Source organism: Nocardia sp. NPDC057353, from assembly GCF_042667085.1.
Lineage (GTDB): Bacteria > Actinomycetota > Actinomycetes > Mycobacteriales > Mycobacteriaceae > Nocardia.
Map to the genome: position 1 here is coordinate 99902 of NZ_JBHVAK010000012.1, position 20411 is coordinate 120312.

The following is a 20411-nucleotide window of genomic DNA, read 5'->3' on the forward strand; positions in this document are numbered from 1 at the left end:
CGTGTCGGTCCGGTGCGGCACGATGGCCGTATGAGCCCCGACACCGGCACCGGGCCGGACCTCGCGACCGCATCGGCCCTGCGCGACGAGGCCGAGGAGCTGCTCCGCGAACTCGCGGGGCCGGAGGCCCGGCTGCGCGAGGACCAGTGGGTCGCGATCGAGGCCCTGGTCGTGCAGCGCAGGCGCGCCCTGGTGGTGCAGCGCACCGGCTGGGGCAAGTCGGCGGTGTACTTCATCTCGGCCAAGCTGCTGCGCCGGGCAGGCCGCGGCCCGACCGTGATCGTCTCGCCGCTGCTCGCGCTCATGCGCAACCAGGTGGCCGCGGCCGAGCGCGCCGGGGTGGTCGCCGCGACCATCAACTCCGGCAATGTCACCGAGTGGGACTCCATCCACGAGCAGGTCGCCGCGGGCACCGTGGACGTGCTGCTGGTCAGCCCGGAGCGGCTGAACAACCCCGACTTCCGGGACCAGGTGCTGCCCCGGCTGGCCGCCGACGCCGGGTTGGTCGTGATCGACGAGGCGCACTGCGTCTCGGACTGGGGCCACGACTTCCGGCCCGACTACCGGCGCATCCGCACCCTGGTCGCCGACCTCGGCGCCGACATCCCGGTGCTCGCCACCACCGCCACCGCCAACGACCGGGTGGTCACCGACGTGGCCGCGCAGATCGGCACCGGCGGCCGGATCGACGCCGACACCCTGGTGCTGCGCGGCACCCTGGACCGGGAGTCGCTGCACCTCGCGGTGGTCCGGATCGAGGACGCGGTGGAGCGCACCGCCTGGCTCGGCGAGCAGCTGCACCGGCTGCCCGGCTCCGGCATCGTCTACGCGCTCACCGTCGCCGCCGCCCACGACGTCGCGGACGTGCTGCGCGCCGCCGGGCACGAGGTCGCCGCCTACACCGGCCAGACCGACCCCACCGAGCGCGAGCACCTGGAGCAGGCGCTGCTGCGCAACGAGGTCAAGGCGCTGATCGCCACCTCCGCGCTCGGCATGGGGTTCGACAAACCGGACCTCGGCTTCGTGGTGCACCTCGGCGCGCCCTCCTCACCGATCGCCTACTACCAGCAGGTCGGGCGCGCGGGGCGGGCCACCGAGCGGGCCGAGGTGATCCTGCTGCCCGGCCCCGAGGACGCCAGGATCTGGAGCTGGTTCGCCTCGGTCGCCTTCCCGCGGGAATCGGTGGTGCGCGCGGTGCTGGACGCGCTCGACGCCGAACGCCCGCTCTCCACCGCGGCGCTGGAGCCGCGGGTCGAGCTGAACCGCTCCCGGCTGGAGATGGTGCTCAAGGTCCTCGACGTGGACGGCGCGGTGCGCCGGGTGCGCGGCGGCTGGCTCGGCACCGGCGAGCCGTGGCACTACGACGCCGAGCGCTACGAGCGGCTGGACCGCGCGCGCCGGGCCGAGCAGCAGGCCATGCTCGACTACCAGGCCACCACCGGCTGCCGGATGGTCTTCCTGCGCAGCCAGCTCGACGACCCCGGGCTCGCGCTCGGCGAGACCTGCGGCCGCTGTGACAACTGCACCGGTGCCAGGCTCGACCCCACCCCCGGCGCCGAGACCGTCGCCGCCACCAGGGCGCGGATCGCCCGCCCCGGCATCGACCTCGCTCCCCGCAAGCAGTGGCCGACCGGCATGAAGACGCTCGGCATCCCGCTCTCCGGCAAGATCGGCGCGGGCGCCGAGCCGGGCCGGGTGCTCGGCAGGCTCAGCGATCTCGGCTGGGGCCGCAGGCTGCGCACGCTGCTGGACGCCCCCGACGGCGCGGTGCCGGACGACATCGTGACCGCCTGCGTCGCGGTGCTCAGGGAGTGGGACTGGGCCGAACGCCCGGTCGCGGTGCTCGCGCTCGACGACGACCGGAACCACCGGCTCACCCGCAGCCTCGCCGCCCGGCTGGCCGAGGTGGGCAGGCTGCGCGACCTCGGCGTGCTGCACAAGCGCCCGGACCACCCGCCGGTCTCCGCCGCCAACTCGGCGCACCGGGTGGCCGGGCTGTACGGCTCCTGGGACGTGCCCGACCTGCACGACGTCGGCGGGCCGGTGCTGCTGGTGAACGCGCAGACCGAGTCCGGCTGGACCTTCACCGTCGCCGCCTGCGCCCTGCGCGCCGCGGGCGCCCCCGCGGTGCTCCCCTTCGCGCTGGCGACACCGACCTGAGCGGGCCGCGTGCCACGCATCGCGGCAATCCGGCCGCTAGGGTCGATGGCGTGCCCGGCAAATCGTCTCCCGCGCTCGAGCTCGACGTGGGCGAGCGCGCGGTCCGGATCAGCAACCCCGACCGGGTGTACTTCCCCGACCTCGGGCTGACCAAGCTCGACCTGGTGCAGTACTACCTGAGCGTCGGCCCCGGCATCGTGAACGCGCTGCGCGAGCGGCCGTGCATGCTGCACCGCTTCCCCAAGGGGCTGGCGGGCGCCAAGGTGCACCAGAAGCGGCTGCCCGCGGGCGCACCCGACTGGGTGCCGACGGTCCGGGTGTTCTTCCCCCGCTACGGCAGGCACGCCGACGAGCTCTGCGTGCGCGAACTCGCCGACGTCATCTGGGCGGTGCAGATGTCGACCGTCGAGTTCCACCCCTGGAACTCGCGCGCCGCCGACACCGAGCGCCCGGACGAGTGGCGGATCGATCTCGACCCCATGCCGGACTGCCCGTGGTCCCGGGTGCAGCGGGTGGCGGGCGTCGTGCACGAGGTGCTGGACGAGTTCGGCGCGGTGGGCTGGCCGAAGACCAGCGGCGGCAAGGGGTTGCACGTCTACGTGCGGATCGCGCCGGAGCACGGCTTCACCGCGGTGCGCAGGGCCGCGCTCGCCTTCGCCGAGGAGGTGCGGCGCCGCGCCCCCGACGACGTGACCACCACCTGGTGGCGCAAGGACCGCGACCCCGCCCTGCTCTTCGTCGACTACAACCAGAACGCCAGGGACCACACCATCGCCGCCGCCTACTCGGTGCGCGGCGTGCCCGATGCCACCGTCTCCACCCCGGTGCGCTGGGACGAGATCCCCGACATCGACCCGCGAGACTTCACGGTGCGCACCGTGCCCGCGCGCTTCGCCGAACTCGGCGACCTGCACGCGGGCATCGACGACGCCGTGTTCCGGATCGACCCGCTGCTGGAGCGGGCCGATCGCGACGGCGTCGAACCCGTCGACCTGGACAGCGAGAGCGAGGAGTAGCGAGTTGACGGTTCCGGTCGCGGTGGCCCCCGAGGTCTCGGACGAACTGCGCGCGGCGATCGAGGCGGGCGGCGGCGAGCTCGCCGACCCGGCCGAGGCCCGCGCCCTGGTCTGGGCGAGCAAGGCCGACGGTTTCCCGGAGCAGCTGCCCGCCGGCATCGAGTGGGTGCAGCTGCACGCCGCCGGGATCGAGGACTTCGTGGCGGCCGGGGTGCTGGAGCGCAACCCCGGCGTCCGCTTCACCTCCGCGGCGGGCGCCTTCTCCGCGACCGTGGCCGAGCACGCGCTCGCGCTGTTGCTCGCAGGCGTCCGCTACCTGCCCGAGCACCTGCGCGCGACCACCTGGCGGCAGCGGGATTTCCTGCCGCACGTCGGCACGGTACGCGGCAGCACCGTCGCCGTGGTCGGGGCGGGCGGGATCGGCAGGGCGCTCATCCCCTCGCTGCTGACGCTGGGCGCCGAGGTGATCGCGGTGAACCGCTCCGGCCGCCCGGTCACCGGGCCCGGCATCCCGGACGGGATCACCACGGTGCCCGCCGACCGGCTGGACACGGTGTGGCCGGTCGCCGACCACGTCGTCGTCGCGGCGCCCGCCACCCCCGACACCGAGCACCTGGTCGGCTCGGCGGAACTGGCTCTGCTGCGGCCGAACTCGTGGGTGATCAATGTCGCCAGGGGCAGCCTGATCGACACCGAGGCGCTGGTCGCGGCGCTGCGCGCGGGCACGATCGGCGGCGCCGGGCTCGACGTCACCGACCCGGAGCCGCTCCCGGACGGGCACCCGCTCTGGACCCTGCCGAACGTGATCATCACCCCGCACGACTCGAACCCGCCGCAGGTGCGGGTGGCCGCGTTCGCGGCGCACGTGCGGGAGAACGTGCACCGCTTCGCGACCGGCGCGGAGCTGCTCGCCCCGGTCGACCCGGGCGCCGGGTACTGATCGATCCGGTCCGCGCGCGGGGCGCGGTCTTTCGCCGTCGCGCGCGGCGCGGTTAGGCTCGGCACCTCAGCGGGTGCGGGGAGGATGTGATTCGGCATGGGTTGGCGCTTCACCCCGGACGAGTTCGCCCACGTCTGGCGGGAGACCGACAGCGACCGGGTGCCCTACCCGCTCCGCATCCTGGAGACCCCGCGCACCGAGGACGCCGCGGAGAAGCAGCGCGTCGAGCTCACCGCCCGGCTGCCGCACCGCGCCGACCCCGACCTCACCGCCTGCCTGCGGCTGCTCGCCGCGCCGCACACCAGGATCGTGGTGATCGGCGGCGGGCCGAAGCCCGGCGCCGAGCTCCGGCTGCTGGCCTGCGCGGTCTTCGACCACGCGGTGCTCGCGGTGCAGGAGCCGGGGCGGAAGCCGGAATTCGGTGGCGCGGTGCAGCTCTCGATCGGGCACACGAACCGGCTCGGCGCGCGGATCGCGCAGGCGCTGCCCCCGGCCCGGCCGGGCAGGCTGCCCGCGCGGGCCGCGGCGGTGGACGCGGTGCGGGACGAGGAGACGCTCGCCCTCCCGCCCGCCGCCCGGCTCATCCGGCGGCTGCTGCTGCAGCCGCACAGCGCCGAGGGGCACATCCGGGTCGAGGCCAGGCTGGACCGGCCGGACCCGCCGGCCGCGCTGCACTACACCTGGATGGACGTCGAGGGCGACGGCCGCTACCTGATCAAGTCCGGTGACACCGTGCACCTGGTGCCCGCGGGCACCGAGCAGCTCGCCGCGCAGCTGCAGAAACGAATTCCGGGCTGAACTTCGGTGTCGGTGACCGGGCGTCTCGGGCTACGCTGAAGCCGTCCGACGATCTCCGGGGGTGCGTGATGACGATCGAGACCAGCCGAGCCGATATCGCGAGATTCGGTCAGCAGGCGCGGGAGGGCTCCGTCGCATTCGATCCGGCGGCCGCGCGGCGGTGCGCCGAGATGTACGACCACCAGGCCGACCGGCTGCTCTACCTGCAGCAGCGGCTGGAATCCGTGGGCGAGCTGCACGGGTTCGGCGGCTTCGTCTCCGCGCAGCAGCTGCAGGCCGGGTTCGCGCACAAGGCGCGGGACGCGGCGGCGCTGCTCGACCAGTACATCGAGGCCGCCTACCGGATGAAGGAGGCGTTCCTGCTGAGCGCCGGGCTCTTCGAGGAGGCCGAGGCCGCCTCCGCCGCCGCGCTGCGCGCCGTCGACGCGAGGCAGCCGCGATGACCGGTACCGACCCGACCTACATCAGCTCGATGGAGCACTTCGAGTCGATGACGCACGAGGAGATCCACGCCCGCACCCAGCAGATCGACGCGGGCGAGATCCTGCGCGCCTCGGTCACCTGGCTGGAGGCGGCGGCGACGATCAGCACCTCCATGCCGCTGACCAGGGCCAGCGTCGACCGGGTGATGAACTCGATGGCGTGGGAGGGGGCGACCGCCGATGCCGCCTACGCGAGCGCGCGCAGCTTCGCCGCCTCGGTGGACGAACTGGCCGCCGTCATGGGGCAGGTCGGGGCGCGGCTCGGGGCCGTCGCGGCCGCCGCGGAGGCGGTGAAGGTCGCGGTGGTGCCGCCGGGGGACTCCGGGCCGGTCGGGGCCATCGCGCGGCTGCTCGAGTCGGCGCGGCTCATCGATGCGCAGATGGTGCAGGAGTTGCTGCGGCAGGAAGCGCTGCTCGCCATGAACATGGTGTACAAGCCCGCGTACCAGGCGGCGGGGGACGGTGTTCCCGCGCTGCCCGTGCCGCCGCCGCTGCCCGGCGGTTCCTCCGCGCTGCCGAACGATGCTGTGCCCGAATGGGATTCGTACCCGTCCGAGTACGGAAGCCCGGATTCGGCTCCCGGGGAGCCGGATTGGCCGGGTGGTTCCGGGCAGGTGCCCGACGGTCCCGAGGGTCACGCGCCCGAGGGAACCGATTCCGGTACACCGGTTCCCGACGACTCCAGCCCGGACGGGCAGGTACCCGACGGTTCTCCCCCAGGCGGGCAGGCTCCCGACGGCTCCGCCCCTGGTGGGCAGGTGCCCGACGGTTCCAGTCCGGGTGGGCAGGCACCGGGCGATACGGGCCCCGACGGGCAGGCTCCCGGGCCGGAAGGGCAGATCCCCGGCGAAGTCGGCCCCGAGGGACAGGCGCCGGGCTGGCCCGATCCCGGTGATCAAGCTCCGGGCGGCGCCGCTCCCGATGGGCAAGCACCTGGCACCGGCCCAGGTGATCCGGCTCCCGGTGGTGCCGATCCCGGCGGGCAAGCACCGGGCGGCCCCGAGGGGCAGGTGCCCGGGGAAGGTGCGCCCGCGGACCCGGCTCCGGAACCGCCGCCGAGTGACCTTCCGGCGACGCCGGAACCGGCTCCCGCACCGCCGCCGAACCCGGAGCCGGCACCCCCGCCGAGTCCCGCTCCGGCACCGCCGCCGTACCCGGAGCCGGCACCCCCGCCGAGCCCCGCTCCGGCACCCCCGCCGAACCCGGAACCGGCACCGCCGACCGAGCAGACGACACCGCCCCCGCCGGAACCGGCTCCCGCTCCCCCGCCGAGCGGCTCGGGCGACCCGACCCTGCCCGACCCGGACGGTCAGCCGGGCATCACCGGCCCGGTGCCGGAGGGCGGCGAGACCACTCCCCCGCCGGGGAGCACCACCGAGCAGCCGGGCGTCATCCCCGGCTCCTGACGGCTACACGCTGACCAGGTCGTCGGCGTGGATCACCGGCCGCTGCATGGTGTCCGGAAGCTCACCGGTGGAGCGGCCGAGCACGCCGGTCAGTTCGGTGCTGTCGTACTCGACGATGCCGCGCGCGACGACCCGCTCGTCGGGCGCGACCAGATCGACCACGTCCCCACCGAAGAACCGCCCGCGCACCCCGACGATCCCGGCGGCGAGCAGCGAGCGCCGCCGATGCGCCACCGCCTGCACCGCCCCCTCGTCGAGCAGCAGCGCCCCCCGGCTGTCGGCCGCGTGTCTGACCCAGAACTTGCGCGCCGACAACCGCACCGGCCGCGCCGCGAAGGCGGTGCCGACGGTGCCCGCGGTGAGCGCCGCCGCCGCGTCGGCCGCGGCGGCGAGCAGCACCGGCATTCCGGCGTCGGCCGCGAGCCTGGCCGCGGAGAGCTTGGACGCCATCCCGCCGGTGCCGAGCACCCCGCCGGTCCCGGCGATCACCCCGTCCAGGTCGGCGCTGCTGCGCACCTCGGGGATGAGCGTGGCGTCGCCCTTGCGCGGATCGCCGTCGTAGAGCCCGGGCACGTCGGAGAGCAGCACCAGCGCGTCCGCGCCGACCAGGTGCGCGACCAGCGCGGCGAGCCGGTCGTTGTCGCCGAACCGGATCTCCTCGGTGGCCACCGTGTCGTTCTCGTTGACCACCGCGACCGCGCCGAGCGAGCGCAGCCGGTCCAGCGTGCGCTGGGCGTTGCGGTGGTGCTCCCTGCGGGCGAAGTCGTCGGCGCTGAGCAGCACCTGCCCGACCGTGCGCCGGTACCGGGCGAACGAGTTCCCCCAGGCGTGCGCGAGCGCCAGCTGCCCGACGCTCGCCGCGGCCTGCTTGGTCGCGAGATCCCGCGGCCGCTGGGTCAACCCGAGCGGCGCGATGCCCGCGCCGATGGCGCCGGAGGAGACCACCACCACGTCCGACCCGGCCCGCATGCGCGCCTCGACGGCGTCCGCGAGCCGATCCAGCCGGACCGTGTCCAGCCCGCCCGCCAGGCTGGTGAGCGCGGAGGAGCCGATCTTCACCACCACGCGGCGGGCGCCCGCGATGGCCTGCCTGGCCTCGCTCAGCTCGATCCCGGAGCGTAGGTCAGCGCCCGTCATTACTCGTCTCCGTCCTCGACCAACCCGCGCCGGACCCGGGAGGCGTGCTTGCGCTCCGCCGCGCTGATCCGGTCGTTGTTCTCCAGCCGGACGTCGGTGCCGCGGCCGGTGGGCACCATGTCGACGCCCGCCGAGATCTGCGGCTCCCAGTCGAAGGTCACCGGGCCGATGGTCACCGAGGCGCCGGGCTTGGCGCCGAGCTTGACCAGCTGGTCCTCGACGCCGAGCCTGGCCAGCCGGTCCGCGAGATACCCGACGGCCTCGTCGTTGTCGAACTGGGTCTGCCGTACCCAGCGCTCCGGCCGGACGCCGCGGACCACGAAGCCGCCCGGCTCGTCCGGGTCGCGGGTGACGGTGAAGCCGGACTCATCGATGGCGATCGGCCGGATCACCGGCCGCTTCGGCTCCGCCTTCGGGTGCGCCTCGCGGTAGCCGCGCACCAGCTCGGCGAGGGCGAAGGTCAGCGGCCGCAGCCCAGCCCTGCTCACCGCCGAGATCTCGAAGACCGGCCAGCCGCGCGCCTCGAACTCGGGCCGCACCATCTCGGCCAGCTCGGCGGCGTCCGGCACGTCCACCTTGTTCAGGATGACCACGCGCGGCCGGTCGGCCAGGTCGCCGAGGCCGATGTCGCCCACCAGCGCGGGGCGGTAGGCGGCGAGCTCGTCCTCCAGCGCGTCCACGTCGGAGACCGGGTCGCGGCCGGGTTCCAGGGTGGCGCAGTCGACCACGTGCGCGAGCACGGCGCAGCGCTCCAGGTGCCGCAGGAAGTCGAGGCCGAGGCCGCGGCCGGTGCTGGCGCCGGGGATGAGCCCCGGCACGTCGGCGACGGTGAAGGTGGTCTCGCCCGCCAGCACGACGCCGAGGTTCGGCACCAGCGTGGTGAACGGGTAGTCGGCGATCTTGGGCTTGGCCGCGGAGAGCACCGACACCAGCGAGGACTTGCCCGCCGATGGGAAGCCGACCAGGCCGACATCGGCCACCGACTTCAGCTCCAGGACCAGCTCGTTCTCCTCGCCCTCCTCGCCGAGCAGCGCGAAGCCGGGCGCCTTGCGGGCCTTCGAGGCGAGCGAAGCGTTGCCGAGGCCGCCGCGGCCGCCGCGGGCCGCGACGAACCGCTGCCCGACGCCGACCAGGTCGGCGAGGACCTCGCCCTTCTCGTCCAGCACGACGGTGCCGTCCGGCACCTTGAGCAGCAGCTCCCCGCCGCGCTTGCCGTCCCGGTTGCTGCCCTCGCCCGGCTTGCCGTTGCCCGCCTTGGCGTGCGGGTGGAAGTGGAAGTCGAGCAGGGTGTGCACATTGGCGTCCACCTCGAGCACGACGTCGCCGCCGTTGCCGCCGTTGCCGCCGTCCGGGCCGCCGAGCGGCTTGAACTTCTCGCGGTGCACCGAGGCGCACCCGTGCCCCCCGTTGCCCGCGCGGACGTGCACGACGACCCGATCGATGAACTTGGACATGGATTGATCATCCTCCTTCAGGGGTCGCGGGCCCGTCCGGCCCGATGTGGAAACGCGAAAGCGGGCCAGGGTGTCTCACCCTGACCCGCTGACTTGGTGCGTGGAGTGGCGGCGGCGTCAGGCCTGGGCCGGCTCCGGGACCACGATGTTCACGGTCTTGCGACCCCGCTTGGTGCCGAACGCCACCGCGCCCGCCTCCAGGGCGAACAGGGTGTCGTCGCCACCGCGGCCGACGTTCACGCCGGGGTGGAAGTGGGTGCCGCGCTGGCGAACCAGGATCTCGCCCGCCTTCACGGCCTGCCCGCCGAAGCGCTTCACGCCGAGGCGCTGTGCGGCCGAGTCACGACCGTTGCGCGAGCTGGACGCGCCCTTCTTGTGTGCCATGGCTGCTTCTCCTCGCCGATTACTTGATGCCGGTGACCTTCAGGACCGTCAGCGGCTGACGGTGACCCTGGCGCTTGTGGTAGCCGGTCTTGTTCTTGAACTTGTGGATGCGGATCTTCGGGCCCTTGGTGTGCTCGACGACCTCGGCGGCCACATTGACCTTCGCCAGCTTGTCGGCGTCGGTGGTCAGGTCGGCGCCGTCGACGACGAGGACCGGGGCGAGCTGCACCGCGGTGCCGACCTTGCCCTCGATCTTCTCGACCTTCACCAGGTCACCGACCGCGACCTTGTACTGCTTTCCGCCGGTCTTGACGATCGCGTACGTTGCCATCGGTCGGCTTCCTCCACTCGACTGTGTCTTCGTTCTCTCGCGGCGCGTCGGCGCCACGACTGTCTTCGGTGTCCTGCCCCGGATCGTGCGCAGCCGTACTGCGCGAGCGATGCTCAGCGGGTTGCCGCACGATCCCGGTCGCGGCGCTGCGCGAAAGTCCGAAAGGACTTGACAGCAGCGCGTACATCGCCGGACAGCGACTGGGCAAGGTTACCAGAGGGCATCCTCGGACTCCCAATCGCCCCGGGACCACCGGTGGCCCCGGGGCGCGCGGGGTCTACTCGCCGTCGACCGGCGGGCCCGCGGGGCGACCGACCGCGCGGCGACGCGGTCGGCTGCGCGGCACCGGGACCGCGTCCTCGCCGACCGGGTCGGCGGGGGCGGGCTCGGTGGGGGTGGTCGTGGTGCCGGAGAGCACGAAGACGGCACCGGTGCTGTCCCCGCTCGGCGCGGCGGCGGAGCGGGCCACCCGGCGGCGGCGCGGTGCCGGTGCGGCCGCGCCGTTCACCTCGCTCGCCGTCGCGGCGACCGCCTCGGGCGACGGGGCGTCGCCCGGCTCGATCGCCGAGCGGGCCGCGTCGGCGGCCTCGCCCGCTGCCGCGGCGGGCTCCGGTGCGGTGTCCTCCGTCAGACCGGCGGCCTGCTGCCCCGTCTGGGCGTTCGCAGCGGCGGTCTCCTGCCCGATCGGGCCGTCGGCCCGCTGCTCGGCGGCGGCGTCCTCGACCACAGCGTCGGCGGCACCTCGAGCGGCGGCGTCCTCGACTGCGGCGTTGGCGGCACCCTGACCGGCGGCGTCCTCGACCGCGGCGTCGGCGGCACCCTGACCGGCGGCGACCTCCTCCGCGGTCGCGGCGATATCCGTCGCGGACGGCGCGTCACCCGGCTCGATGGCCGAACGGGTCGCCGGATCGGCCTCGGCCGCACCGGCGCCCTGCGCATCCGTGCCCTGCGCACCGGCCACCTGCTCGGTGGCGGTGCGCTCTTCGGCCCCGGCCCGACCCGCCCCGCGGGAGGCACGGCGGCTGCGCCTGCGGCCACGACCGGTCGGCACGTGCTCGGCGTCGTCGCCCGCCTCGGGGCCGGTGGTCCCGGCACCGACCACGACGGCGACATCCGGGCCGGACGGCGTGATCGCCGCGTCCTCCGCCCCGTCGGCCACATCACTGGCGAGCACCTCGTCACCCTGGTGCGCGGCGGCCATGGCCAGCGCCACCGGGTGCGCGCGCCGGGCGGCGGTGTCCTCCTCGGACTCCGACTGCGCGGCGCCGTTCCCGGACGCGGCGGGCGCGGCGGCGCCCTTGTCCCGACCCCGCCTGCGCCGCGACCCGCTCTCGGCGCGACCACCGCGGCCTCCGCCGCTCTCCTCGGGCGCGCCCCCGGTCTCGACCGGGTAGCTGTGTACCAGGATGCCGCGGCCGTGGCAGTGCTCGCAGGTGGTGGAGAAGGCCTCGACCAGCCCCGTGCCCAGCTTCTTGCGGGTCATCTGGACCAGCCCGAGCGAGGTGACCTCGGAGACCTGGTGCCTGGTGCGGTCCCGGCCGAGCGCCTCGGTGAGCCTGCGCAGCACCAGATCGCGGTTGGCCTCCAGCACCATGTCGATGAAGTCGACGACGATCATGCCGCCGATGTCGCGCAGCCGCATCTGCCGCACGATCTCCTCGGCCGCCTCCAGGTTGTTCCTGGTGACCGTCTCCTCCAGGTTGCTGCCGCCCGCGCCGGTGAACTTGCCGGTGTTGACGTCGACGACGGTCATCGCTTCGGTGCGGTCGATGACCAGGGTGCCGCCGGAGGGCAGCCAGACCTTGCGGTCCAGCGCCTTGGCCAGCTGCTCGTCGATCCGGTACGTCTGGAAGGCGTCGACGCCGCTGTTCTCGTGCCGGTGCACCCGGGACAGCATGTCCGGCGCGACGGTGCGGATGTAGTTCTCGACCGTGCTCCAGGCCCGGTCGCCCTCGATGACGAGGGTGGAGAAGTCCTCGTTGAAGAGGTCGCGGATCACCTTGACCAGCAGGTCCGGCTCCTCGTAGAGCGTCTTGGGCACGCCGGAGCCGCCCTTGGCCTGCTCCTCGATGGTGCGCCAGGTGGCCTGCAGCCGCTCCACGTCGCGGGCCAGCTCGGCCGCGCTCACCCCCTCGGAGGCGGTGCGGATGATGACGCCCGCGTCGTCCGGGACGATGTCGCGCAGGATCTCCTTGAGCCGCTTGCGCTCGGTGTCGGGCAGCTTCCGGCTGATCCCGGCGGAGGTGCCGCTCGGCACGTACACCAGGAACCGGCCCGCCAGGCTGATCTGGGTGGTGAGCCGGGCGCCCTTGTGCCCGACCGGGTCCTTGGAGACCTGGACCAGCACCTGGTCGCCGGGGCGCAGCGCCTGTTCGATCTTGCGCTCGCGGCCGCCGAGCCCGGCGGCCTCCCAGTTCACCTCGCCCGCGTAGAGCACGCCGTTGCGGCCGCGGCCGATGTCGACGAAGGCCGCCTCCATGCTCGGCAGCACGTTCTGCACCTTGCCCAGGTACACGTTGCCGACCATGGAGGCCTGGCCGGTGCTGGTCACGAAGTGCTCGACCAGGATGTCGTCCTCGAGCACCGCGACCTGGGTCGCGGTCGGGTGGTCCGGGAAGGACTTCTCGCGCACGACCATGACCCGGTCGACCGCCTCGCGGCGGGCCAGGAACTCGGACTCGGTAAGGATCGGCGGGCGGCGGCGCCCGGCCTCGCGGCCGTCCCGCCTGCGCTGGCGCTTGGCCTCCAGCCGGGTGGAGCCGGAGATGCCCTGCACCTCGTCGACCGGCTTGCGGCTCTTGGCGCGCGGCTCGCGCTCGTGCACGACGGTGTTCGGCGGGTCGTCCTCGGAGGCGTCGGCCTCGCCGGAGTCGCCGCCGACCTTGCGCCTGCGGCGCCTGCGGCGGCGCCTGCTCGCACCCTCGGGCACGGTGGCATCGTCATCGTCGTCGTCGGAATCGTCGCCGTCGTCCTCGGACTTGGCCTCGTCGCCACGGCCCTTGGCGTCGTCGCCACGGCCCCTGGACTCCTCGGCCCGGCCGCTGCGCTCGTCGGCGCGGTCTTCCGGTTCGTCCTCGCGCTGGTCGTCGTCGGACTCGGCGCGCTCGTCGTCGTCGCCGTCCGCGTTCTGCTCACCCCGGCCGCGCCCGCGACCGCGGCGGCCACGGCGCCTGCGGCGCGGCTGGCCGTCGTCGTCGCCGTGCTCGCCGGACTCGCGGTCGTCGTCCTCGTCGTCGGCGTCGTCCTGCGCCTGCTCGGCGCGGGGCTGCTCGGCCCTGCGGTCGTCCTCGGCGCGGGCCTGCTGCGCGGCCTCCTCGCGGGCGCGCTCCTCCTCGCGGCGGCGCTTGGCGGCCTCGCGCTCTTCGCGGCGGCGCCTGCGCTCCTGCTCCGCGGCGGCGGCGTCCGGCGCCTGGAAGAGCGGGACCGCGACGGCGGCCGGGTCGTAGGCCGGTGCGGTGACCGGCTCGCCCGGGGTCTCCAGGTGCGTGAAAAGGCTCCCGTGCGCGGGCCCCCCCGCGGCATTCCCGGCAGGGGTGCCCGAGCCGGCCTCCGCGGTGGTCAGTCCCCGGCCGGAGTTCCCGGCGGAGTCGCCCGCGCCGGACCCACCGGCGGAGTCACCCGCGCCGGACCCACCGGCGGCATCACCCGCGCCGGACCCACCGGCGGCATCACCCGCGCCGGTCCCACCGGTCGAGGTGCCCGCGCGGAACTCCCCTGCGGTCGCGCCCGCACCGGGCTGCTCGGTCGTGGTTCCCGCGCCGGCTTCACCGGCGGCGGTCTCGGTGGTGGCGGCACGGGTGGCGCGCCTGCGCCGAGAGGGCTTGGTTCCGCTCTGCGCGGCGGAGCCGTCCTCGGCTGCCGCTGCCTGCACGCCCGAGGCGGCGGGCGCCTCGTCCTGCGGCGCGGCGACGGCGGGCGCCGGGTCGGCTACCGCGGGGGCAACCCCCGGCGAACCCTCGGCTTCCTGCTCGGCCAGCGCCTGGCGCACCGAGTGCGCGACGTCGCGGTCCACATTGGACTGCGCACTCCGCGCCTCGGACCCCAGCTCGGTGAGTTTTGCCAGGATGCGCTTACTCGTCGTCCCCAGCAGCTTGGCGAGTGCGTGAACTCGGATTCGCTCCGGCAATTCTTCGGCATCCTGTTTTGTTGTGTCCAGCGGCTCTTTTTCGGCCACGAAGTCTCCTCGGGCCCCCGGGCGCGTCCCTCCCGGTACGGAGTGACGCGGCCGGCGCGGGGGCGTTGTCCCATCCACGCGCCTCGTCGGCGTGCGGTCAGTGGTCTCGCCCCGCGTGCCCGGTCATCACCTGGTCTGTCATCGGTCGGTCCAACTGGTCACGCGGAGCCTGGCTGTACGGCTGAACTCCGCGGCGTGAGCGCTCATCCAGCGTGCCGGGCAGGCCCGCACCAGATCGTGGGCGGGGCCGTGGCAGCGATGATCGGCATCGAACCGCGGTGTCATCCGGCTGTGAGCGCCGACCGCCGTTCGCGTACCTGCGCGAAACGGGCGGCGTCGTCCACGGCCACAGCCAGTATCCCATACCGGACGCCGGGTGTTCGCCATCGGCGCTCGCGTCGGGCTCGGGCGCGCGGCCGGGGCGCGGCGCGCAGGCGCCGCCCACCCGGCCGCGGCGGTGCTACCTGGCCGTTCAGCCCCGGGTTTCCGGGAACCAGAGCGCGATCTCGCGCTTGGCCGATTCGGGCGAGTCGGAGCCGTGCACCAGGTTCTCCTGGGTCTCCAGCGCGAGGTCGCCGCGGATGCTGCCCGGCACCGCCTTCTCCACCGGGTCGGTCCCACCGGCGAGCTGCCGGAACGCGGCGATGGCGCGCGGCCCCTCCAGCACGGCGGCGACCACGGGGCCGGAGGTGATGAACTCGATCAGGGAGCCGTAGAACGGCTTCTCCGCGTGCTCCGCGTAGTGGCTGCCCGCCAGCTCCGCGGAGACGTGCTTCAGCTCCAGTGCCGCGATCTTCAGGCCCTTGCGCTCGATCCGGGCGAGCACCTCGCCGACGAGGCCGCGGCGCACACCGTCGGGCTTGATCAGTACCAACGTCTGTTCGGTCACGGCGCCGAGCCTAGGACACGAACCGCCCGGGCACCCCATCGGCCGCTCGACCGCCCGCGCACCGCTAGGGTGCGGCGAGTACCGGAGGAGGAGGACGGCGGGTCATGACGGCAGTGATGCGGCTGGTCGCGCTCGCGGCGGTGGCGCTCGCGCTCGCCACCGGCTGCGCCGAGCGGACCACGCCGGGGCAGAGCCTGCCGGTGCGGCACGAGCCGGAGCCGCTGACCCAGCGCTTCCCCGGGCTCGGCGAGCCGGTGGCGGCCGAGTGGGTCAGCTGGGACAACAATTCGGAGCGCGGCGCCGCGCCCGGCCCGAGCACGGTGTGGATCGAAGCGGTGGTGGAGCTGCGGCCGGACCGCGCCGGTGAACTCCGCGCCCTCGGCATGCTCACCGGCGAGGACCCCGACCTGCGCGACCCGCTGCGCCCGCTGCTGCCGGAGGGCCCGTTCCGCACCGGCCGCGCACTGGACCGCGCGCTCACCGGCGAGACCGCCTCCGACTGGTGGCCGCGCGCCTACCTCGAGGAGACCGGGAACCGGCTCGTCCTGCTCGCCGTGCTACCCGCCTGAGCGGCCGCGCAGCCGCTGGCTCGGCAGCAGCCCCTGGTCGTAGCGCTTCTTGACGTCGTGCCGCAGGACCAGCAGGAAGGCCCAGACGATGGCGAAGATCAGCCCGATCACGCCGATCGACAGGTGGAACAGCGCGCCCGCGATCACCAGCACCTGCAGCGCCAGGTTGAACGGGATGGCCCAGGAGCGGCCCTGCAGCCCGGCGCCGAGGAACATCACCACGCCGAGCCCGACCAGGTAGGTCCCGGAGACCCAGGTGATCCCGCCGCCGACCGTGGCGACCACCGGCAGCGCCAGCAGCACCACGATGGCCTCGAGCACCAGCGCGCCCGCCATCACCCCCCTGAACCCCTTCATGGGATCAGGAACCTCGGGACGCTCCGGGCCTGACTCGCTCACGCTGTGTTCATTCGGCGTGCGCGAGGGCCCTCCGTGGCTACGCTCCGCTCCCGCCTCCGGGCCTGACTCGCTCACGCCGGCTCCTTTCCGAACAGGGCACGCGCGGCGCCCGCGGTGACCACCGAGCCGGTGACCACGACCCCCGCCCCGGACACCGCCTCCCCCGCGTCGCCGACCTCCTCGGCCAGCGCGATCGCCGTCTCCAGCGCGTCCGGCAGGGTGGGCGCGGTGACCACGCGCTCGTCGCCGAAGCGCTGCACCGCGAGGTCGGCGAGTGCATCGACGTCGAGCGCGCGCGGCGAGCCGTTGTGCGTGACGACGATCTCGTCGAAGACCGGCTCCAGCGCCTCCAGGATGCCTGGCACGTCCTTGTCGCCGAGCACGCCGACCACCCCGACCAGCTTGCGGAAGTCGAACTCCGCGGTCAGCGTCGCGGCCAGCGCCCGCGCCCCCTCGGGGTTGTGCGCGGCGTCGATGAAGATGGTCGGCGCGTTCCGCATGCGCTCCAGCCTGCCCGGGCTCGCCGCGGCGGCGAAGCCCGCGCGCACCGCGTCGATGTCGAGCTGCCGGTCCGCACCAGCGCCGAAGAACGCCTCGACGGCGGCCAGCGCGAGCACCGCGTTGTGCGCCTGGTGCTCCCCGTGCAGGGGCAGGAAGATGTCGTCGTAGACCCCGCCCAACCCCTGCAGCTCCAGCTGCTGGCCGCCGACCGCGATCCGCCTGCCCAGGATGCGGAACTCCGACCCCTCGCGCGCGACCGCGGCGTCCACCTCGACCGCGCGGCGCAGCAGCACCTCCATGGCCTCCGGCTGCTGCTCGGCGATGATCGCGACGGTGTCCCGCGGGATCAGGCTCTCCGGCGCCTTCTTGATGATCCCGGCCTTCTCCCCGGCGATCGAGGTGAGGTCGGGGCCCAGGTAGTCGACATGGTCGAGCCCGATCGGGGTGATCACCGCGACCTGGCCGTCCACCACGTTGGTGGCGTCCCAGGTGCCGCCCATGCCGGTCTCGACGACGGCGACGTCCACCGGCGCCTCGGCGAAAGCCGCGTAGGCCATGCCGGTGAGCACCTCGAACTTGCTCATGGCAGGCCCGCCCGCCGCCAGCGAGCGGGCATCGATCAGCTCCAGGTACGGCAGCAGCTCGCGGTACAGCTCGACGTAGCGGCCGGGGCTGATCGGCGCGTTGTCGATCGCGATCCGCTCGGTGGCCAGCTGCAGGTGCGGGCTGGTGATCCGGCCGGTGCGCCGGTGCAGCGCGGTGAGCAGCGCGTCGATCAGCCTGGTCACCGAGGTCTTGCCGTTGGTGCCCGCGACGTGGATCGCCGGGTAGCCGTGCTGCGGCGAGCCGAGCAGGTCCATCAGCGTGGAGATCCGGGTCAGCGACGGCTCGATCTTCGTCTCCGGCCAGCGCTTGTCCAGCTCGGCCTCGACCAGCGCCAGCTCGGCCAGCTCCACCGGCGAGGCGCCGGTGCCGAGCCGGGCGCCGCCGCCGAGCCGGGTCTCCGGGTCGGGGTTGCCGTCCGGCCCGGTCACCGCGCGCCCAGCTCGGCGAGGCGGGCGCCGATCCGCTCCACCTCGGCCGCGGCGACATCGCGCCTGGTCCGGATCTTGTCCACCACCGGCTCGGGAGCCTTGGCCAGGAAGGCCTCGTTGCCGAGCTTGGCGGTGGTGCCGGAGAGCTCCTTCTCCGCCGCGGCCAGGTCCTTCTCGAGCCGGCGGCGCTCGGCCTCCAGGTCGACGGTGCCTGAGGTGTCCACCCGGACCGTCACCGTGGTGGTGCTGAGCCGGACCTCGACCTCGGCGGTGGCGGCGAAGTCCGCGTCCGCCTCGGTGAGCCGGGCCAGGGTGGTGATGCTCGCGCGGTGCGCCGCCAGCCCGGCCGCGTCGAGGCCGTCCAGCACCGCGGCCACCCGCTGCTTGTCGGTGAGCCCCTGGTCGCTGCGGAACCGGCGGATCTCGGTGATCAGCCGCTGCGCGTCGGTGAGCCGCCGGGTCACCTCCGGGTCCGGCGCGACCCCGGTCGAGCGCGGCCACGGCGCGATCACCACCGATTCGCCGCCGGTCAGCGCGCGCCACAGCTCCTCGGTGACGAACGGGATGACCGGGTGCAGCAGCCGCAGCACCGAGTCGAGCACGTGGCCGAGCACCACCCTGGTGTTCTCGGCGCGGGAGTCGCTCTCGGCGAACTGCACCTTGGCCAGCTCCAGGTACCAGTCGCAGAGCTCGTCCCAGGCGAAGTGGTAGAGCGCCTCGCAGGCCTTGCCGAACTCGTAGCTGTCGAAGGCGGCGTCCACCTCGACGATCACCGAATCCAGCCGGTCCAGGATCCACTGGTCGGCGTCGGTGCGGTCGGCGGGCAGGTCGCCGGTGCGGGCCCCGTTGATGAGCGCGAACTTCGTGGCGTTGAAGAGCTTGGTGACGAAGCTGCGGGAGCCGAGCACGTGCGCGGGGCCGACCGAGAGGTCGCCGCCGGGCTGCGCGCCGCGGGCCAGGGTGAAGCGCAGCGCGTCGGCGCCGTAGTCGCGCACCCAGTCCAGCGGGTCGATGCCGTTGCCCTTGGACTTCGACATCTTGCGGCCGTGCTCGTCCCGAATCAGCCCGTGCAGGAACACGTCCCGGAACGGCACCTGCTTCTGCCCGGCGGGCTTGCCATCGGTGAGCGCCGCGTCCTCGGCGACGTAGGTGCCGAACATCATCATCCTGGCGACCCAGAAGAAGATGATGTCGTAGCCGGTCACCAGCACGCTGGTCGGGTAGAAGCGGCGCAGCTCGGCGGTGTGCTCCGGCCAGCCCATGGTGGAGAAGGGCCACAGCCCGGAGGAGAACCAGGTGTCAAGGACGTCCGGGTCCTGCTCCCAGCCGTCGGGCGCGGTCTCGTCCGGGCCGAGGCAGGCCACCTCGCCGTCCGGGCCGTACCAGATCGGGATGCGGTGGCCCCACCACAGCTGGCGCGAGATGCACCAGTCGTGCATGTTGTCGACCCACTCGAACCAGCGCGGCTCCTGGCTCGCCGGGTGGATCACCACGTCGCCGTCGCGCACGGCGTCGCCCGCGGCCTTGGCCAGCGTCTCCACCCGGACCCACCACTGCATGGAGAGCCGCGGCTCGATCGGCTCGCCGCTGCGCTCGGAGTGCCCGACGCTGTGCAGGTAGGGGCGCTTCTCCGCGACCACGCGGCCCTCGCGGGCCAGCCGCTCGCGCACCGCGACCCTGGCCTCGAAGCGGTCCATGCCGTCGAACTCGGTGCCGGTCCCGGCGATCAGCCCGCCCTCGTCCATGATCGTCGGCATCGGCAGGTCGTGCCGGAGCCCGAGCTCGAAGTCGTTCGGGTCGTGCGCGGGGGTGATCTTCACCGCGCCGGTGCCGAACTCCGGGTCCACGTAGTCGTCGGCCACGATCGGGATCTGCCGCCCGGTGATCGGGTGCTCGATGGTGGTGCCGACCATCGCCTTGTACCTGGGGTCCTCCGGGTGCACCGCGACGGCGGTGTCGCCGAGCATGGTCTCCACCCGGGTGGTGGCCACCACGACGTGCGGCTCGGCGTCGTCCAGCGAGCCGTAGCGCAGCGAGACCAGCTCGCCCGCCACGTCCTCGTGCTTGACCTCGATGTCGGAGATGGCGGTGCGCTGCGCGGGCGACCAGTTCACCAGCCGCTCGGCGCGGTAGATGAGCCCGGCGTCGTAGAGCCGCTTGAAGATGGTCTGCACCGCGCGGGAGAGGCCGTCGTCCATGGTGAACCGGTCGCGGCTCCAGTCGACGCCGTCGCCGAGCGCGCGCATCTGGCCCTGGATGGCGCCGCCGGACTCGCGCTTCCAGTCCCAGACCTTCTGCACGAAGAGCTCGCGGCCGAAGTCCTCCTTGGTCTTGCCGTCCACCGCGAGCTGCTTCTCCACCACCGACTGGGTGGCGATGCCCGCGTGGTCCATGCCGGGCAGCCAGAGCACCTCGTAGCCCTGCATGCGCTTGCGGCGGGTGAGCGTGTCCATGACGGTGTGGTCGAGCGCGTGGCCCATGTGCAGGGTGCCGGTGACATTGGGCGGCGGGAGGACGATGGAGTACGGCGGCTTGCCGCTCGCCGGATCGGCGGCGAAGTATCCAGCGGCTACCCAGCGCTCGTACATCGGCGACTCCACCTCGCCGGGGTTCCAGCTCTTGGGGAGTTCTTCGGCACGATTACGCGAACTGTCGGGGGCTGTGCTGGTCACGCCGTGATTCTACGGACACCACCCGAACGGAGAGATCGGCGGGGCGTCCGGTGGATGAGGGACAC

Annotated in this window: 16 protein-coding genes; 7 read left to right on the plus strand and 9 right to left on the minus strand. The window is 73.8% G+C overall.

Annotated elements, in window-relative coordinates:
* Positions 1-30: 30 nt before the first annotated feature.
* From ACFUUZ_RS09045 to ACFUUZ_RS09070, 6 genes are all read left to right on the plus strand, one after another.
* Positions 31-2160, plus strand: coding sequence for a RecQ family ATP-dependent DNA helicase (locus ACFUUZ_RS09045; protein ID WP_378694108.1), 2130 nt, complete (start codon positions 31-33; stop codon positions 2158-2160).
* A gap of 50 nt (positions 2161-2210) precedes the next feature.
* Positions 2211-3176, plus strand: a complete 966-nt coding sequence (ligD, locus tag ACFUUZ_RS09050; protein ID WP_378694110.1) for a non-homologous end-joining DNA ligase — start codon at positions 2211-2213, stop codon at positions 3174-3176.
* 4 nt (positions 3177-3180) lie between these two features.
* Positions 3181-4116 (plus strand): D-isomer specific 2-hydroxyacid dehydrogenase family protein, encoded by a 936-nt coding sequence (locus ACFUUZ_RS09055; protein ID WP_378694112.1) that lies wholly within the window; start codon positions 3181-3183, stop codon positions 4114-4116.
* A gap of 96 nt (positions 4117-4212) precedes the next feature.
* Positions 4213-4914: an ESX secretion-associated protein EspG gene (locus ACFUUZ_RS09060; protein ID WP_378694114.1), complete on the plus strand. Its 702-nt coding sequence runs from the start codon at positions 4213-4215 to the stop codon at positions 4912-4914.
* A 68-nt stretch (positions 4915-4982) separates the two neighbouring features.
* The gene (locus ACFUUZ_RS09065) at positions 4983-5357 is read left to right on the plus strand and encodes a hypothetical protein (RefSeq protein ID WP_378694116.1); all 375 of its coding nucleotides are present in this window, start codon (positions 4983-4985) and stop codon (positions 5355-5357) included.
* On the plus strand, positions 5354-6802 hold the full coding sequence (locus tag ACFUUZ_RS09070) for a hypothetical protein (RefSeq protein WP_378694118.1): 1449 nt from the start codon (positions 5354-5356) through the stop codon (positions 6800-6802). The genes ACFUUZ_RS09065 and ACFUUZ_RS09070 overlap by 4 nt, the downstream gene beginning before the upstream one ends.
* Positions 6803-6805: 3 nt before the next feature.
* Here the strand turns inward: ACFUUZ_RS09070 and proB are convergent, their stop codons facing one another.
* From proB to ndk, 6 genes are all read right to left on the minus strand, one after another.
* Complete coding sequence (proB, locus tag ACFUUZ_RS09075) at positions 6806-7939, minus strand: glutamate 5-kinase (RefSeq protein ID WP_378694120.1); 1134 nt, start codon at positions 7937-7939, stop codon at positions 6806-6808.
* Positions 7939-9393 (minus strand): GTPase ObgE, encoded by a 1455-nt coding sequence (obgE, locus tag ACFUUZ_RS09080; RefSeq protein WP_378694122.1) that lies wholly within the window; start codon positions 9391-9393, stop codon positions 7939-7941. The genes proB and obgE overlap by 1 nt, the downstream gene beginning before the upstream one ends.
* Before the next feature lie 117 nt (positions 9394-9510).
* Positions 9511-9777, minus strand: a complete 267-nt coding sequence (gene rpmA / locus ACFUUZ_RS09085; protein ID WP_357021081.1) for a 50S ribosomal protein L27 — start codon at positions 9775-9777, stop codon at positions 9511-9513.
* A gap of 19 nt (positions 9778-9796) precedes the next feature.
* Positions 9797-10108 (minus strand): 50S ribosomal protein L21, encoded by a 312-nt coding sequence (gene rplU / locus ACFUUZ_RS09090; protein ID WP_067654543.1) that lies wholly within the window; start codon positions 10106-10108, stop codon positions 9797-9799.
* 277 nt (positions 10109-10385) lie between these two features.
* The gene (locus tag ACFUUZ_RS09095) at positions 10386-14234 is read right to left on the minus strand and encodes a translation initiation factor IF-2 N-terminal domain-containing protein (protein WP_378694124.1); all 3849 of its coding nucleotides are present in this window, start codon (positions 14232-14234) and stop codon (positions 10386-10388) included.
* Between the two features lie 520 nt (positions 14235-14754).
* Positions 14755-15171 carry a nucleoside-diphosphate kinase gene (gene ndk, locus ACFUUZ_RS09100; RefSeq protein ID WP_357021076.1) on the minus strand — a complete coding sequence of 139 codons (417 nt, stop codon included), beginning with the start codon at positions 15169-15171 and terminating at the stop codon, positions 14755-14757.
* A gap of 104 nt (positions 15172-15275) precedes the next feature.
* Here ndk and ACFUUZ_RS09105 point away from each other — a divergent pair, with 104 nt between their 5' ends.
* Entirely contained in the window at positions 15276-15740 is a 465-nt protein-coding gene (locus ACFUUZ_RS09105) for a hypothetical protein (protein WP_378694127.1), read from the plus strand.
* On the opposite strand, the gene ACFUUZ_RS09110 is transcribed toward ACFUUZ_RS09105, so the two are convergent.
* From ACFUUZ_RS09110 to ACFUUZ_RS09120, 3 genes are all read right to left on the minus strand, one after another.
* On the minus strand, positions 15729-16097 hold the full coding sequence (locus ACFUUZ_RS09110; RefSeq protein WP_378694128.1) for a DUF4233 domain-containing protein: 369 nt from the start codon (positions 16095-16097) through the stop codon (positions 15729-15731). The two genes, ACFUUZ_RS09105 and ACFUUZ_RS09110, sit on opposite strands and share 12 nt — an antisense overlap.
* A 113-nt stretch (positions 16098-16210) precedes the next feature.
* The gene (locus ACFUUZ_RS09115; protein ID WP_378694130.1) at positions 16211-17674 is read right to left on the minus strand and encodes a bifunctional folylpolyglutamate synthase/dihydrofolate synthase; all 1464 of its coding nucleotides are present in this window, start codon (positions 17672-17674) and stop codon (positions 16211-16213) included.
* Entirely contained in the window at positions 17671-20346 is a 2676-nt protein-coding gene (locus ACFUUZ_RS09120; protein ID WP_378694131.1) for a valine--tRNA ligase, read from the minus strand. The genes ACFUUZ_RS09115 and ACFUUZ_RS09120 overlap by 4 nt, the downstream gene beginning before the upstream one ends.
* Positions 20347-20411: the final 65 nt, after the last annotated feature.

Excerpts from the sequence above, each read along its gene's own strand:
- ACFUUZ_RS09045 (WP_378694108.1), top strand. The coding sequence starts at position 31 with ATGAGCCCCGACACCGGCACCGGGCCGGACCTCGCGACCGCATCGGCC.
- ACFUUZ_RS09060 (WP_378694114.1), top strand. The coding sequence starts at position 4,213 with ATGGGTTGGCGCTTCACCCCGGACGAGTTCGCCCACGTCTGGCGGGAG.
- ACFUUZ_RS09065 (WP_378694116.1), top strand. The coding sequence starts at position 4,983 with ATGACGATCGAGACCAGCCGAGCCGATATCGCGAGATTCGGTCAGCAG.
- ACFUUZ_RS09070 (WP_378694118.1), top strand. The coding sequence starts at position 5,354 with ATGACCGGTACCGACCCGACCTACATCAGCTCGATGGAGCACTTCGAG.
- proB (WP_378694120.1), bottom strand. The coding sequence starts at position 7,939 with ATGACGGGCGCTGACCTACGCTCCGGGATCGAGCTGAGCGAGGCCAGG.
- obgE (WP_378694122.1), bottom strand. The coding sequence starts at position 9,393 with ATGTCCAAGTTCATCGATCGGGTCGTCGTGCACGTCCGCGCGGGCAAC.
- rpmA (WP_357021081.1), bottom strand. The coding sequence starts at position 9,777 with ATGGCACACAAGAAGGGCGCGTCCAGCTCGCGCAACGGTCGTGACTCG.
- rplU (WP_067654543.1), bottom strand. The coding sequence starts at position 10,108 with ATGGCAACGTACGCGATCGTCAAGACCGGCGGAAAGCAGTACAAGGTC.
- ACFUUZ_RS09105 (WP_378694127.1), top strand. The coding sequence starts at position 15,276 with ATGACGGCAGTGATGCGGCTGGTCGCGCTCGCGGCGGTGGCGCTCGCG.
- ACFUUZ_RS09110 (WP_378694128.1), bottom strand. The coding sequence starts at position 16,097 with ATGAAGGGGTTCAGGGGGGTGATGGCGGGCGCGCTGGTGCTCGAGGCC.